12 protein-coding genes are annotated in these 14,535 nt (G+C 69.4%); 8 read left to right on the forward strand and 4 right to left on the reverse strand.

The features are described 5' to 3' along the window. Positions 1 to 185: 185 nt before the first annotated feature. From ACFVJS_RS03640 to ACFVJS_RS03650, 3 genes are all read left to right on the forward strand, one after another. Positions 186 to 3,239 carry an Ig-like domain-containing protein gene (locus tag ACFVJS_RS03640; RefSeq protein WP_378877565.1) on the forward strand — a complete coding sequence of 1,018 codons (3,054 nt, stop codon included), beginning with the start codon at positions 186 to 188 and terminating at the stop codon, positions 3,237 to 3,239. Then, complete coding sequence (locus ACFVJS_RS03645) at positions 3,148 to 4,920, forward strand: Ig-like domain-containing protein (protein WP_378877586.1); 1,773 nt, start codon at positions 3,148 to 3,150, stop codon at positions 4,918 to 4,920. Before ACFVJS_RS03640 ends, ACFVJS_RS03645 begins: the two co-directional genes overlap by 92 nt. 141 nt (positions 4,921 to 5,061) lie before the next feature. Further along, positions 5,062 to 5,604: a hypothetical protein gene (locus tag ACFVJS_RS03650; protein ID WP_378877567.1), complete on the forward strand. Its 543-nt coding sequence runs from the start codon at positions 5,062 to 5,064 to the stop codon at positions 5,602 to 5,604. Here the strand turns inward: ACFVJS_RS03650 and ACFVJS_RS03655 are convergent. Together ACFVJS_RS03655 and ACFVJS_RS03660 are read right to left on the reverse strand one after the other, a co-directional pair. Then, complete coding sequence (locus tag ACFVJS_RS03655) at positions 5,534 to 7,066, reverse strand: amino acid permease (RefSeq protein WP_378877569.1); 1,533 nt, start codon at positions 7,064 to 7,066, stop codon at positions 5,534 to 5,536. The genes ACFVJS_RS03650 and ACFVJS_RS03655 overlap by 71 nt on opposite strands. Continuing rightward, a complete protein-coding gene (locus ACFVJS_RS03660) occupies positions 7,063 to 7,287 on the reverse strand; it encodes a hypothetical protein (RefSeq protein WP_378877571.1) in 225 nt (74 codons plus the stop codon). The genes ACFVJS_RS03655 and ACFVJS_RS03660 overlap by 4 nt, the downstream gene beginning before the upstream one ends. Positions 7,288 to 7,441: 154 nt before the next feature. Here ACFVJS_RS03660 and ACFVJS_RS03665 point away from each other — a divergent pair, with 154 nt between their 5' ends. Continuing rightward, on the forward strand, positions 7,442 to 8,302 hold the full coding sequence (locus ACFVJS_RS03665; protein WP_378877573.1) for a family 16 glycosylhydrolase: 861 nt from the start codon (positions 7,442 to 7,444) through the stop codon (positions 8,300 to 8,302). A gap of 57 nt (positions 8,303 to 8,359) precedes the next feature. Here ACFVJS_RS03665 and ACFVJS_RS03670 read toward each other — a convergent pair whose 3' ends face one another. Next, the gene (locus ACFVJS_RS03670; RefSeq protein WP_378877575.1) at positions 8,360 to 9,058 is read right to left on the reverse strand and encodes an NAD(P)H-dependent oxidoreductase; all 699 of its coding nucleotides are present in this window, start codon (positions 9,056 to 9,058) and stop codon (positions 8,360 to 8,362) included. A gap of 178 nt (positions 9,059 to 9,236) precedes the next feature. On the opposite strand from ACFVJS_RS03670, the gene ACFVJS_RS03675 reads away from it, so the two are divergent. From ACFVJS_RS03675 to rhaS, 4 genes are read left to right on the forward strand one after another with little or no spacing between them, the layout of a single operon-like run. Further along, on the forward strand, positions 9,237 to 10,763 hold the full coding sequence (locus ACFVJS_RS03675; RefSeq protein ID WP_378877577.1) for a sugar ABC transporter ATP-binding protein: 1,527 nt from the start codon (positions 9,237 to 9,239) through the stop codon (positions 10,761 to 10,763). Continuing rightward, positions 10,760 to 11,803 carry an ABC transporter permease gene (locus ACFVJS_RS03680; protein WP_378877579.1) on the forward strand — a complete coding sequence of 348 codons (1,044 nt, stop codon included), beginning with the start codon at positions 10,760 to 10,762 and terminating at the stop codon, positions 11,801 to 11,803. The genes ACFVJS_RS03675 and ACFVJS_RS03680 overlap by 4 nt, the downstream gene beginning before the upstream one ends. Then, positions 11,800 to 12,885 (forward strand): ABC transporter permease, encoded by a 1,086-nt coding sequence (locus ACFVJS_RS03685; protein ID WP_378877580.1) that lies wholly within the window; start codon positions 11,800 to 11,802, stop codon positions 12,883 to 12,885. The genes ACFVJS_RS03680 and ACFVJS_RS03685 overlap by 4 nt, the downstream gene beginning before the upstream one ends. Positions 12,886 to 12,890: 5 nt before the next feature. After that, on the forward strand, positions 12,891 to 13,922 hold the full coding sequence (rhaS, locus tag ACFVJS_RS03690) for a rhamnose ABC transporter substrate-binding protein (protein WP_378877582.1): 1,032 nt from the start codon (positions 12,891 to 12,893) through the stop codon (positions 13,920 to 13,922). A gap of 79 nt (positions 13,923 to 14,001) precedes the next feature. On the opposite strand, the gene ACFVJS_RS03695 is transcribed toward rhaS, so the two are convergent. Then, positions 14,002 to 14,535 (reverse strand): glycerate kinase (locus ACFVJS_RS03695; protein ID WP_378877584.1); only part of this gene is annotated, 534 nt, incomplete at its 5' end.

A 14,535-nucleotide genomic window follows, 5' to 3' on the forward strand; every position in this document is an offset into this window, starting at 1 on the left:
AAGAACCCCGAATTTGATGAATGGTACAAATGCCAGCGCTCGGGAGATGGCTAGATGGCTGAAATCCGGCCGTTTGCCTTGATGTCCTTGGGGGAACTATGCCGTCGCGCACGTCAATGGGTCCGTTGGTGTCGAGGTCGCGGGTGTCGCACGCGTGGGGGGCGACACTCGCGACTGTCGTCGTGGTGGCGCTTACGGTCGGACTCAGCCCGGCCGCGCACGCCGAGCAGGGAGACTCGTCGCAGTCCTCGGCGCAGTTCCTGAGCGGGTCACTGCTCGCCGGACTCGATCTGAGCGCAGTCGCCGGCATCGACGGAGCACAGGCGCAACACACCGACGGATCAGATCCGAGCGCTCCGACGGTGGACGACGCCGACCTCGATGTGACCGCGTTGAACACGATCGGGCTCAGCCTCCCGGGGGTCGACGTGAGCCTGGGCGACCTGCTCCAGCTGGAGGCCATCACCCAGCGGGCCACCGCCGAGGACAACGCGATCTCCAGCTCGAACACCGGGACGGCGAGCGCGAGCCTCGACCTGACCGCTCTGCTCGGCAAGACCCAGGCGCTCGACGCGGCATCACTCGACCTGGGTGCGGTCGAATCCTCCGCGCGGCTGGAACCAGACCCCGCCAACCCAGGTCAGTGGATCGTCACCCGCGACTACAGCATCGCCCGGGCGACTCTCGACCTGCACTCGCCGGTCATCGGCGACATCGGCACCACCACCAACCAGGCGGTCGCCGGCCTCAACACGCAGGTCAACGGTCTCAGTGACGTCATCGAGACCGCGGTCAACGGCAGTGTCAACCAGATCATCAACCTGGTCGGCGGCGCCACCGGCACCGCGAGCACGAATACGATCGTCACTGTCAACTCGCGGATCGACGAGCAGATCAACCAGGTCCTCAGCTCGCCGCTGTCGACCGACCTGGTCACGATCGACCCGCTGACGGGGCGGGTCACGGTGAACCTCGCTGGCGGGATCGATCTCAACAACCTGCCGCCCAACTCGACGCTCCTCAGCCCTGAGGTGATGCAGCAGGTCTCCGCCGATGTGGCCACGCTCCTAAGCCAGTTGCAGAGCAACCTGAACGACGTCATCACCAACGCGTACGACTACATCGACATCTCGATCACGTCCAACACCACGCTGCGAGCCCCGGTCTTAGGCACCACTCTCGGTGGGCTGAACCTCGCCTACACCGGCACGGTAGGCAATCTCCTCGACGGTACGACCCCGATCACGGCCGACGGCAGCGGCGTCCTCGCCCCGCTAGACGGCCTGCTCGGGCCGATCACGAACATCCTGGTGCCCGCGATCGGAGGCGCGGTCGACGCCGCGCTCAACACCGCGTTGGCGAACGCCGGGCAGACGATCGACCAGGTGGTGACCCAGGCTACGAACACGCTCGCGCCGGTGCTGGAGGGCCTGACCGATGTCGTCGCGGTCAACGTCAATGTGCAGAACGACATCGGCGGCACAGGCCCAGGGCCCTACAGCGTCACCGCCGTGCAGGTCACCCTCCTCGACAGCAACGGCGCCCAGCTCAATCTGGCCACGTCAACGGTGGGTCCCAACGTCGACCAAGACGGCACCGCGCCGGACGCGCCGGTGATCGACTCGCCCGCGGACGGCTCCACGATCAATGACAACACCCCGACGATCACGGGCACCGGTGAGCCGGGTGCGACGGTCGAGGTGAGCATGGACGGCGCGGTGATCGGTACGGCGACGGTGGATGCCGATGGCAACTGGGAGCTGCCGACCACCGATGCGCTGGCCGATGGTGAGCACACGGTCTCGGCGGTGCAGACCGACGCCGCTGGCAACGTGTCTCCGGCCGAGTCCAACACGTTCACCATCGACACCGCCGCACCGGCCGCGCCAGTGATCGACTCGCCCGCGGACGGCTCCACGATCAGCAACAACACCCCGACGATCACGGGCATCGGTGAGCCCGGTGCGACGGTCGAGGTGAGCATGGACGGCACGGTGATCGGTACGGCGACGGTGGATGCCGATGGCAACTGGGAGCTGCCGACCACCGATGCGCTGGCGGACGGTGAGCACACGGTCTCGGCGGTGCAGACCGACGTGGCCGGCAACGTGTCGCCCGCCGACTCCAACACCTTCGTCGTCGACTCGGCTGCGCCTGATGCGCCCACGATCACCGGCCCGGCCGACGGCTCGACGATCGGGCCGGACGTGCAGACCGTCACCGGCACCGCCGAGCCCAACGCGACCGTGCGGGTGACCGTCGACGGTCAGGAGTACGAGACCAAGGCCAACGCCGACGGTGCCTGGACGATCGACACCGGCACGCCGTTCGCCGAGGGCGAGCACACCGCGACCGCGGTGCAGATCGACGCCGCGGGCAACGAGTCACCGGCCGCGACCAGCACGTTCACCGTGGACGCCTCCGAGCGGGCGCCCATCATCACCGGCCCGGCGAGCGGCACCACCACCAGCGACAACACGCCGACGATCGAGGGCACCGGCACGCCGGGCACCACGATCACGGTCTACGACCAGGACGACAACGTGATCGGCACGACCACGGTCACGCCCGGCGGGATCTGGACGCTCGATGCGCCGGGGCTCGCGGACGGGACGTACACGTTCGTCGCCACACAGACCGACGAGTTCGGCAACGTCTCGCCGGAGAGCAACTCGGTGATCCTGACCATCGACACGACAGCTCCGGATGCGCCGGTGATCACGTCGCCGGAGCCCGACTCGGTCACCGACGACAACACCCCGACCGTCGCCGGCACCGGCGAGCCCGGTGTCGAGGTCGAAGTCTTCATCGACGCCGTCCCGGTCGGCACGACCACGGTCGATCCCGCAGGAAACTGGTCGCTCGACCTGACCACGCCGCTCGCGGACGGTGGCCACACGGCCACCGCGACCCAGACCGACCAGGCCGGCAACGTCTCGCCGGCCTCCGACCCAGTGCCGTTCACGGTCGACACCCAGGCTCCGGCCGCTCCGGTGATCACCTCGCCGGCCGACGGCTCCACGACCGGGGACAACACCCCGACGATCACGGGCACCGGTGAGCCGGGCGCGACGGTCGAGGTGACGGTCGACGGTGGACGGCGGGGCTGGTGCGGCCGGTCGCGGCGAGGTGGGCGCGCAGGTCGAGGTGACGGTCGACGGCCAGGTGGTGGGCACCGCTCCCGTCGACGGCGACGGCGACTGGGAGCTGCCGCTGACCGAGCCGCTGGCCGACGGTGAGCACACGGCGACGGCGACGCAGACCGACGAGGCCGGCAACGCCTCCGAGCCTTCCGCCCCGGTGACCTTCACCGTCGACGCCGCGGCGCCCGACGCTCCGGTGATCACCTCGCCGGCCGACGGCTCGTCGACGCAGGACACGACGCCGACGATCAGCGGCACCGCCGAGCCCGGCACGACCGTCGAGGTGACGGTCGACGGCGAGGTGGTGGGCACCGCTCCCGTCGACGCCGACGGCAACTGGAGCCTGATCCTCACCGACCCGCTCGCTGAGGGGCCGCACACCGCGGCCGCCACCGCGACCGACGACTCCGGCAACGTGTCTTCGCCATCGACCCCGGTCGACTTCACGGTCGACCGGACCGCTCCGGAGCCGCCGGTGATCACCGGTCCGGCCGACGGCAGCACGGTCGGTGACGCGACCCCGGAGATCACCGGCACCGGGGAGCCGGGAGCCACGGTGGAGGTCACCATCGACGGCGAGGTCGTCGGTGAGACCACCGTCAACCCGGACGGCACCTGGACCTTCACGCCGACCGAGCCGCTCGCCGACGGCGAGCACACGGTGACCGCCACGCAGACCGACGAGGCCGGCAACACCTCCGAGGTCTCCGAGCCGGTGAGCTTCACCGTCGACGCCTCCTCGGGGGCACCGGTGATCACCTCGCCGGAGTCGGGCGACAGCACCAACGACAACACTCCTACCATCGAGGGCACCGGCAACGCCGGTGACACCATCACCGTCATCATCGACGGCGACCCGGCAGGGGAGACCACAGTGAGCCCGGACGGCACCTGGACGTTCACGCCGACCGAGGCCCTCGAAGACGGCGACCACACGATCACGGCCACTGCCACGGACCCGCTGGGCAACACCTCAGGGGAGTCGAACGCAGTGATCATCACCGTGGACACCACCGCGCCCGAGGCGCCGGAGATCACCTCGCCGACGGATGGTGGGTCGACCAGCGACCCGACCCCGACCATCGAGGGCACCGGTGAGCCGGGCGCGACCGTGACCGTCGAGATCGACGGCCAGGAGGTCGGCACTGCGGTCGTCCAGCCCGAGGGCACATGGTCCCTCGAGTTGACCGACCCGCTCGCATCGGGCGATCACACGGTCGGGGCAGTTCAGACCGACCCGGCAGGCAACACCAGCCCGGCGACCACGGTCGACTTCACCGTCACCCCGCCGGCACCGGTGATCACCTCGCCTCAGGACGGCGACAGCGTGGACGAGACCCCGGACGTGTCCGGCACAGGACAGCCTGGCGCGAACGTGACGGTCCAGGTCGACGGCAAGGACATCGACACGGTCCCAGTCGGCGACGACGGCACGTGGTCCACGACGCTGCCCGAGCTCGACTGTGGCGAGCACACCCTGACCGCCACCCAGTCCGTCACCGCCCCCGAGGGCGGCGCGGGACGGGGAATCGCAGGAGCGGCCGGACGTACGGTGACCTCGCCCGCTTCCGACGCCGTCGACATCGAGATCGCCTGCGCCGGAACCGGCACCGACCCCGGGGGCTCCACGGGCTCCGACGGCGGCGGCACGGGTGGCGGTGGTGTCCTGCCCAACACCGGCTCGCCCACGTTCTTGGCCGCGCTCCTCGGGATCGGCATCGGACTGGTCATCATCGGTGGGCTGATGGTGTCCGGGAGGTTTCGCCGCCAAAGCTGACGGGTCGGTCGGGCTTCCGAGACAGCGGCGGCCCGGCCGGCCTCGTACCGCGCGTTTCCCAGCCGGTCCGTGCCTGGCTCACAGGAAGCCCACGGCGAACAGGCGGAGTCTCGAGGCATCAACCGCCTCAAGGAGGGCCCGATGTCCCGCTCACGCCGTATCCGCCAGTCCGTCCTCGCCGTCCTGGCGATCCCGCTCGTTGCGATCCCGGTCGCGACCCCGGCCCTCGCGGTGGCAGCGATCAGCGCCACCAGGACGTACGCCGCTGAGGCCGGACCTGGGTATGACTCCGGGTACGGGTCGGCGTACGGCCCGGGGGAACGTGAGGTCATCGGCATGAACGTCGCCGCGACCTCGGGCTCGGCCGAGATCTCCGGCTACGCGATCCCGATCGACACCGTGCTCGACATCGCGGCGCAGATCATCGCCGGCGAGGAGTCGGGCGACGTGGAGATCACCACCGTCGGCGGCACCGGCGTGGCGAGCATCGAACGACATCACCCTGGTCCTCGACGACCACGAGCCCGGCGACGAGATCCCGGTCGGCTGGACCGATGCCGGCGGCGAGGCCCACGCCACCACGGTCACGCTCGGCGAGGGTCCGGTCGCCTGATCAGCTGCTCGAATCGTCGTCGTCCCGCGCGCCGCCGGTCGCCTCGTCGGCGATCGGGCGCTCGGCCCTGATCGGGATCGCGCCGGTGTAGCCCTCGCGCTCGAGGGCGATCTGCTGGACGCGGTCGCGGACGAGCCGCCAGCCGATGACCAGTGCCGGGATGATGATGACCAGGGTCGCGACCGTCCAGGTGCCGATCGGGTAGTCGAAGCCCATCAGCACGAGCACGACGGCGAGGAACACCAGCGTCGCGTAGCCGGTCCACGGCGAACCCCACAGCCGGAACTCGGGCCGGTACATCAGACCCTTCTTCCACCGCCGGTAGAGCTGGATCTGGCAGATCACGATGGTTGCCCAGGAGGCGATGATCCCGAGCGCCGACATGTTCAGCACGATCTCGAAGGCCTGGCCCGGGACGATCGCGTTCAGGCCGACGCCGAGGAGCGTGATGCTCCCGGTGAGCAGGATCCCGCCGTACGGCACCCCGTTCCGCGACATCCTCGCGGTGAAGGTCGGCGCGCTCCCGCTCATCGCCATCGAGCGCAGGATCCGGCCGGTCGAGTAGAGGCCGGCGTTGAGCGAGGAGAGCGCGGCGGTCAGCACCACGAGGTTCATGATCGTGCCGGAGTTGGCGATCCCGAGCTGGTCGAAGAACGTCACGAACGGGCTCTCGTCGGCCCGGTAGGTCGTGTAGGGCAGCAGCAGCGCGAGCAGCACCAGCGAGCCGACGTAGAACACCGCGATCCGGGCGATCACCGAGTTGATCGCCCGCGGCATCACCTTCGCGGGCTCCGCGGTCTCGCCGGCCGCGGTGCCGACGAGCTCGACCGCCGCGTACGCGAAGACGACGCCGGACACGACGACGACCAGCGGGAGCGCGCCGACCGGGAACAGCCCGCCGTTGTCGAGGATCATGCCGATGCCGGTCTCCTGGCCGTTGAGCTCCTCGCGGCTGCCGAGCACGATCATGCCGAGCACCAGGAAGCCCAGCAGCGCGACCACCTTGATGAGCGCCGCCCAGAACTCCAGCTCGCCGAAGAGCTTGACCGAGATCAGGTTCATCGAGAGCACGACCGCGAGCGCGATGAGCGCGATCACCCACTGCGGGACGACCTCGAAGGTGCCCCAGAAGTGCACGTACGTCGCGATCGCCGTGACGTCGACGATCGAGGTCATCGCCCAGTTCAGGAAGTACATCCAGCCCGCGGCGAACGCGGCCGGCTCGCCCAGGAACTCACGGGCGTAGGAGACGAACGAGCCCGAGGACGGCCGGTGCAGCACCAGCTCGCCGAGCGCGCGCAGGATGAGGAAGACGAAGACGCCGCAGAAGGCGTAGACGAGGAAGAGGCCGGGACCGGCCTCGTGCAGGCGGCCGCCGGCACCCAGGAACAGACCGGTGCCGATGGCGCCGCCGATCGCGATCATCTGCAGCTGCCGCGGACTGAGGCTCTTGTGGTAGCCCTCGTCCTCGTCCGTCAGGCCGACGGCCGGGTTGCTGGCCGGGTTGCTGGTCTGGTCGTCGGTGTCGGTCATCGGCTCGCTCCCGGTCCGGAGTGAGGCGGCTCGGGCACGTCCTTGAACAGCAGCCATCCGCCGACCAGGGCGATGACCGCCGCGACTGCGTAGCCGATCAGCGACCACCAGCCGAGGTGCAGGTACGCCGTCACCCCGACGATCGCCAACGCGAGGAACACCATCACCATGCCGATGATCGGCGTCCGTGGCTTGTACGGATCCCCTGCCAATGCGATCACCTCGTCTGCGGAGGCCCCCGATGGCCTCGGTGACCCATTAGAGCGCATCGAGCGGTGACTGGCGGTGACCGGACGTCGCGCGTCGTTTCCGTTCCGGCGCAGGTCCGATAACTGTAAGGTCGATTTACAGTTAACCCCCATGAAGGAGCGTTCGATGCGAAGCTCGAGGATCCGCACCATCCGCACCACACTGGCCGCGACCGCCGCCCTGGCGCTCGTCCTGATCGCCCCGCTGGCCGCCCCGGCCGCGGTGCCCGGCGCTGACGGCGCAGCCCCTGCCGAAGAGGTCGAGGCCGCCACCCTGACCTGGTCCGACGAGTTCGACGGGCCGGCCGGCAGCGCCCCCAACCCTGCCAACTGGAACCACGAGACCGGGGGCGGGGGCTGGGGCAACAACGAGCTGCAGACCTACACCGACTCCCGCGACAACTCCGCGCTCGACGGCAACGGCAACCTGGTCATCACCGCCCGGCGGAGCGGGAGCGGCTACACCTCGGCCCGGCTCACGACCAAGGGCAAGGTGCAGCCGAGGTTCGGGCGGCTGGAGGCGCGGATCCAGATCCCGCGCGGCCAGGGGATCTGGCCGGCGTTCTGGATGCTGGGCGGCCAGTTCCCGAACACGCCGTGGCCCAACGCGGGCGAGATCGACATCATGGAGAACGTCGGCTACGAGCCGCACCTGGTGCACGGCACCCTGCACGGCCCGGGCTACTCCGGCGGCAACGGCATCACCGGGCAGTACATGCACCCGCAGGGCTGGTCCTTCGCCGACACCTTCCACACCTTCGCCATCGACTGGCGGCCCGGCTCGATCACCTGGTCCGTCGACGGGGTGGCCTATCAGACCTTCACCACGGCCGACACCGGCGCGAATCCCTGGGTCTTCGACCAGCCGTTCTTCTTCATCCTCAACGTCGCGGTCGGCGGCAACTGGCCCGGCAACCCCGACGGCACCACCCAGTTCCCGCAGCGCATGGTCGTGGACTACGTACGCGTCTACGACTCCCAGCTCTGAGGAGACTCCGACCGGGGAGTTCGGGTCCGGTGCGGGCGGGCTCGCGGCCTTCCGCTCTCAGTCCTCGCGGTGGGCGCTGAGCCCGTCCTTCCCGGGCGCGACCGAGTCGTGGAGCTTGATCGTGTGGTCGTAGTGCTCCTCGACCATGGGCCGGTAGGCGATCCGCGGCTCGGTCATCACGCCCTCGAGGCGTGCCTTCAGATCGGCCTCGATCCGCTCCATGACCTGCGGGTCGACGGTGTCGGCGTCGGTGATCAGGTGGGGGCGCAGGGGATCCATCCCCGTGTACCAGAACGTGCCGTGCAGCAACGGCCACAGGACGTCCTCGATGTGGCCGCTGATCCCGCGCGGGCCCAGGGTGGCGGCCCGGTCGCCGGCGGTGACGACGGTCAGCGCACGCTTTCCGGCCAGGCCGCCCTTGCCGTACTTGAGCGGCTTGCCGGTCTCCGGATCCGGTACGTCGAAGGCGAACCCCGACTCGAAGACCCGGTCGATCCAGCCTTTCAGGATGGCGGGCACCGAATACCACCACAGCGGGAACTGCACGACCAGCAGGTCGGCTTCCCGCAGACGCTCCTGGTGGCGGCGTACGTCGGCCTCGCCCCGCTCCACCAGAAGCGGATTGAAACCTTCTCGATAGAGGTCGATCTCGTCGACCGTCCAGTCGGCCTCGGTGAGAGCGTTCCTGCCCACCTCCTGCAGTCGGCCGTTGAGTGATGACGCGTGCGGATGTGCCCATACCCAGAGTGCGTGCATGTGGCTGTGAACGCGGTCTGACGCGGCGAGATTCCCGCCTGGACACGGGTGGGCGTCGTCTCGGCCCGAGGACAAAGTCCGGGCCTCGCTCAAATTAGCGGCCGAAGAGTGTTGACGTATGTGATTGCCATCACTAGCGTAAACCAGGCTTGAAACCTTTCAATTCGAGGAGCTGCCCATGCCGGACACACCCGCCGCACTGGAGCTGCGGGACGTGGCCAAGTCGTTCGGCCCCGTACGCGCCCTCCGGTCCGGAAGCCTCCGGGTCGAGGCCGGATCCATCCATGCGCTCGTGGGGGAGAACGGGGCCGGGAAGTCGACCCTGGTCAAGATCGTCGCCGGGCTCTACCGCCGCGACGCGGGCGACTACCTGCTCGCCGGGGAGCAGGTCGACTTCCGCAACACCGCCGAGGCCAAGCAGGCCGGGGTGGCGGTCATCTACCAGGAGCCGACCCTCTTCCCCGACCTGTCGGTCACCGAGAACATCTTCATGGGGCGCCAGCCGACCAACCGCTGGGGGAGGATCGACCGCGCCGCGATGCGCACCGAGGTCGTCGAGCTCTTCGCCCGGCTCGGTGTGCCGATCGAGCCCGACCGCCCGACCGAGGGTCTCTCGATCGCCGACCAGCAGCTGATCGAGATCGCCAAGGCGCTCTCGCTCGATGCCAAGGTCCTGATCATGGACGAGCCGACCGCGGCGCTGTCGGGCAACGAGGTCGAGCGACTGATGACCGTGGCGCGCACCCTGCGCGACCAGGGCTGCGCCGTCGTCTTCATCTCGCACCGCTTCGACGAGGTGTTCGCGCTGTGCGACACGATCACGGTGATGCGCGACGGCGCCTACATCTCCACCGACCCGATCTCGGAGGTCACCGAGGACGAGATCGTCCGGCGGCTGGTCGGGCGCGAGGTCTCCGACCTCTACCCGAAGCTCGAAGCCACCGTCGGCAGGCCCCTGCTCGAGGTCAAGGGTCTGACCCGCACCGGCCTGTTCCAGGACATCAGCCTCACCGTCCGCGAGGGCGAGATCGTCGGCCTGGCCGGCCTCGTCGGCGCCGGGCGCAGCGAGGTCGCCCAGGCGATCTTCGGCGTCGACCCCTACGAGAGCGGCCAGGTCACGCTCGACGGGCGGCCGGTGCCGCCGGGCGACCCGCGACGGGCGATCGAGATGGGGTTGGCCTTCGTTCCCGAGGACCGCCGCCAGCACGGTCTGGTCCTGGACGCGCCGATCTCCCGCAACATCACCCTTCCGACGAGCGGTCGGCTCGCCCGCACCGGACTGATCAGCACCGGCATCGAGAACCGCTCGGCCGCCGACTGGGCCGCCCGGCTCGAGGTCAAGGCCGCGACCCTCGACACCCTGGCCGGCACCCTCTCGGGCGGCAACCAGCAGAAGGTCGTCCTGGCCAAGTGGCTCTCGACCCAGCCGAAGGTGCTGATCATCGACGAGCCCACCCGGGGCATCGACGTCGGCACCAAGTCCGAGGTCCACCGGCTGCTCTCGACGCTCGCCCAGGAGGGCCTCGGGATCCTGATGATCTCCTCCGAGCTCCCCGAGGTGCTCGGGATGGCCGACCGCGTGATCGTCCTCAGCGAGGGTCACCAGACGGCCGAGCTGAGCCGCGCGGAGGCGACCCCCGAGGCCGTCATGCGCGCGGCCACGGCCCACCACTCCACCACCCTGAACGTCAGCGAGGCATCATGACCACCACGCTCGACGCGCCCGCACCGGCCGCGCCGCAGCCACGCCACCGGGCAGCCCACCGGCTGACCTGGCTCCTGAAGCAGCGCGAGACCGGCATCGCCGTCGCCTTCCTCCTGCTGCTCGTGGTGACCACGGCGGTGAACCCCAACTTCCTGTTCAGCACGGACGGCTGGCGTGACCTCACCCTGACCCCGGCGATCCTCGTCTGCCTGGCGATCGGACAGGCGATGGTGATCGTCACCCGCAACGTCGATCTCAGCGTCGGCTCGACGCTCGGGCTGACGGCGTACCTCGCCGGTCGGCTCTTCCTCGACACCGGGCTCCCGGTGATCCTCGTCGTCCTGATCGCCATCGCCGCGGGCGCCGTGCTCGGCCTGGTCAACGGGGTGCTGGTCGCCTTCGCGAAGGTGCCGGCGCTGGTCATCACCCTCGGCACGCTCTACGTCTACCGCGGGATCATGCTCGAGTGGGCCGGCAGCGACCGGATCAACGCCTCCGACATCCCGCCCGGGCTGCTCGACTTCGGCACCGGCTCGTTCCTGTTCATCCCCAACCTCGCCTGGATCTCGTTCGCGCTGCTGGCGGCCGCGATCTACCTGATGCGCTCCACCCGCGTCGGCCGCGAGTTCTACGCCATCGGCTCCGACCCCGACGCCGCGACGCTCTACGGGCTGCGTGACAGGCGACGGGTGCTGCAGGCGTTCGCGACCTCGGGTGCGCTCGCCGGCCTCGCCGGGATCCTGTACGTCTCCCGCTACGGCACCATCAGCTCCGGCGTCGGCCAGGGCATCGAGCTCGAGGCCGTCGGTGCCGCCGTCGTCGGTGGCGTGGCCATCTTCGGCGGCAGCGGCACCGTCCTCGGAGCGGCTCTGGGGGCCTACCTCCTCATCACCATCAACCGGGCGCTCCCGATCCTGGGCATCCCCGACTTCTGGCAGCAGGCCGTCGTCGGCGCGCTGATCATCGGCGCGATCGTCCTGGACCGCTACTTCGCCCGCCGTCAGCACGACAAGCTCCTCGCGGAGAGGGAAGAGTCATGAGTCTGCTCGCCGAGAAGGCACCCGCTCGGACGTACGCCGCGCACGCCAAGCCGTGGTGGCAGCGCACCCTGATGACCCGGGACTCGGCGATCATCGCGCTGCTCGTGGTGGTCTGGACGTACGCCTCGATCGCGATCCTCAACTTCTCCGACCCGATCACGGTCTACTTCCTCGTGCTCGACATCGCGCCGATCCTGCTGATCGCGCTGCCGATGACGCTGATCATCATCACCGGCGAGATCGACCTGTCGGTGGCGAGCGTGGTGGGGCTCTCCAGCGTCCTGTTCGGGGTGCTGCACCGGGAGGGCGTCCCGATGGCGGCTGCGATGGTGCTCGCACTGCTCGCCTGCGCGGTCGCGGGAGCCCTCAACGGGGTGCTCGTCACCCGCTACGGACTGCCATCGCTGGCCGTCACGATCGGCACCATGGCGCTCTTCCGCGGCATCGCGGTCGGCGCACTCGGCACCACCGCGATCACCGACTGGCCAGACGCCTGGGGCGACGTCGTACAGGCCCGGATCGGCGACTCCCAGATCCCGCTGATGACGATCCCGCTGGTCGTCCTGGTCGTGATCTTCGCCGTCGTCCTGCACTTCACGCCGTTCGGTCGCGGCATCTTCGCCGCCGGCCTCAGCAAGGACGCTGCCCGCTTCTCCGGCGTCAACGTCGACCGTACGAAGCTGATCCTGTTCACCCTCAGCGGCCTGATCTCGGGGTTGGCGGGGATCTACTTCACGCTGCGCTACGGCAGTGCGCGAGGTGACAACGCCACCGGGATGGAGCTCCAGGTCATCGCGGCCGTGCTGCTCGGCGGGGTGTCCATCTTCGGCGGCCGCGGCGCCATCCCCGGCGTCATCGCCGGTGTCGTCCTGATCGGCACCATCGGCAGCGCGCTGCGGCTCGACGGGCTCAGCGCCAACATCATCCAGATCATCACCGGCGTACTCCTCATCGCCGCGGTCGTCGCGGCGAGCGTCCTCGGCTGGACCGGTCGCATCGTCGGCACCTATCGGCTGCCCAAAGAACGGGTAGAGCAGAGCTCGGACGAACCATCCTCGAAGAACTCAAAGAAATCGGAGTGAGAGACATGACCAGCAAGTTCCGACGCGCCGGCAGTGCCGTCGCCATCGTTGCTGCCCTCGGCCTCGCCCTGTCCGCCTGCGGTGGCGGGAGCGGCAGCGGCAGCGATGGAGAGGGTGGCGGCGACACCAGCAGCATCACCTTCATCCCGAAGAATCTCGGCAACCCCTACTTCGACGCCTCCGACGCGGGCGGCCAGAAGGCCGCCGAGGAGATCGGCACGAAGTGGTCGCAGGTGGGCCCGACCGAGTCGACCCCCGATTCGCAGGTCAGCTTCATCAACACCGCGACCCAGCAGCGTGCCGGCGCGCTCGTCGTCTCGGCCAATGACCCGACCGCCATCGGCGACGCGCTCGACGAGGCCCGCAACGCCGGCACCAAGGTCGTCACGATGGACTCCGACACCGAGCCGAAGTTCCGCGACGTCTTCGTCAGCCAGGCCGACGCGGCCGGCATCGCGAAGAGCCAGGTCGACCTGATCGCCGAGCAGATCGGTGGCAAGGGCGAGATCGCGATCCTCTCCGCCGCGGCCAACGCCACCAACCAGAACGAGTGGATCAAGCTGATGGAGGAGGAGCTGGCCGCGAACCACCCCGACATCAAGCTCGTCGACACCGTCTACGGCAACGACGACGACCAGACCTCCTTCGACAAGACTGCCGGCCTGCTGCAGTCCCACCCGAACCTCAAGGGCATCATCAGCCCGACCACCGTCGGCATCGCCGCTGCCGCGCGCTACCTGTCCGACTCGCAGTACAAGGGCAAGGTCGCGCTGACCGGCCTCGGCACCCCGAACCAGATGCGCGAGTACATCAAGGACGGCACCGTGAAGTCCTTCGCGCTGTGGGACCCCGAGCAGCTCGGCTACCTGGCCGCCTACACCGCCGACGCGCTCGCCTCCGGCGACATCGAGGGCAAGGAGGGTGACACCTTCGCGGCCGGTGAGCTCGGCGAGTACACCGTCGGCGCTGACGGCGTCGTCGTCCTCGGTGAGCCGACGGTCTTCGACGAGTCGAACATCGACGACTTCGACTTCTGACGGCTCTACCGCGTGTAACACGCTGTTCGTAGGACCACTCGCCCTATGGGAACGACCCGATAGACCTACGAACGACGTGTTACAGGAGTGCGCCGCCGAGCTGTGAGAGCAGCTCGGCGGCGTTCGTCATGCAGCGCTCGGGGTCGGGCTCGAGGTCGGCGAGGGCGTGGACGGCCGCGGCGCCGGCGTGCTCGGCCTCGGCGGGGGAGAGGGTGGTGCGGCCGCACACGACGGCGGCGGCGATGCCGTGCTTCTTCGCCGCCTCGAGTACGCCGAGCGGGGCCTTGCCGGACAGGGTCTGATGATCGAAGGAGCCCTCGCCGGTGACCACCAGGTCGGCGCCGTCGAGGGCGTCGTGGAAACCGACCAGGTCGAGGAGGAGCTCCACGCCCCGCTCGACCCGGCCGCCCAGCACCGCCAGAGCGGCGAACCCGACGCCCCCGGCCGCACCTGCACCGGGGGTGTCATCCGGTGCAGGGCGGTCGAGGGCGTCGGAGACGAGAGAGGCGTACGTCGTCAGGGACGCCTCGAGAATGGCCTGCTCCTGCGGGCCGGCCCCCTTCTGTGCGGAGAACGTGGCGACGGCGCCGCGGGGGCCGAGGAGTGGGTTGTC

The organism is Nocardioides sp. NPDC057772, assembly GCF_042798075.1.
Lineage (GTDB): Bacteria > Actinomycetota > Actinomycetes > Propionibacteriales > Nocardioidaceae > Nocardioides.

What these genes read in the sequence shown, in the direction of transcription:
- ACFVJS_RS03655 (WP_378877569.1), bottom strand. Translation starts at nt 7,066, where the DNA reads ATGACCGACACCGACGACCAGACCAGCAACCCGGCCAGCAACCCGGCC.
- rhaS (WP_378877582.1), top strand. Translation starts at nt 12,891, where the DNA reads ATGACCAGCAAGTTCCGACGCGCCGGCAGTGCCGTCGCCATCGTTGCT.
- ACFVJS_RS03685 (WP_378877580.1), top strand. Translation starts at nt 11,800, where the DNA reads ATGAGTCTGCTCGCCGAGAAGGCACCCGCTCGGACGTACGCCGCGCAC.
- ACFVJS_RS03650 (WP_378877567.1), top strand. Translation starts at nt 5,062, where the DNA reads ATGTCCCGCTCACGCCGTATCCGCCAGTCCGTCCTCGCCGTCCTGGCG.
- ACFVJS_RS03680 (WP_378877579.1), top strand. Translation starts at nt 10,760, where the DNA reads ATGACCACCACGCTCGACGCGCCCGCACCGGCCGCGCCGCAGCCACGC.
- ACFVJS_RS03665 (WP_378877573.1), top strand. Translation starts at nt 7,442, where the DNA reads ATGCGAAGCTCGAGGATCCGCACCATCCGCACCACACTGGCCGCGACC.
- ACFVJS_RS03670 (WP_378877575.1), bottom strand. Translation starts at nt 9,058, where the DNA reads ATGCACGCACTCTGGGTATGGGCACATCCGCACGCGTCATCACTCAAC.
- ACFVJS_RS03675 (WP_378877577.1), top strand. Translation starts at nt 9,237, where the DNA reads ATGCCGGACACACCCGCCGCACTGGAGCTGCGGGACGTGGCCAAGTCG.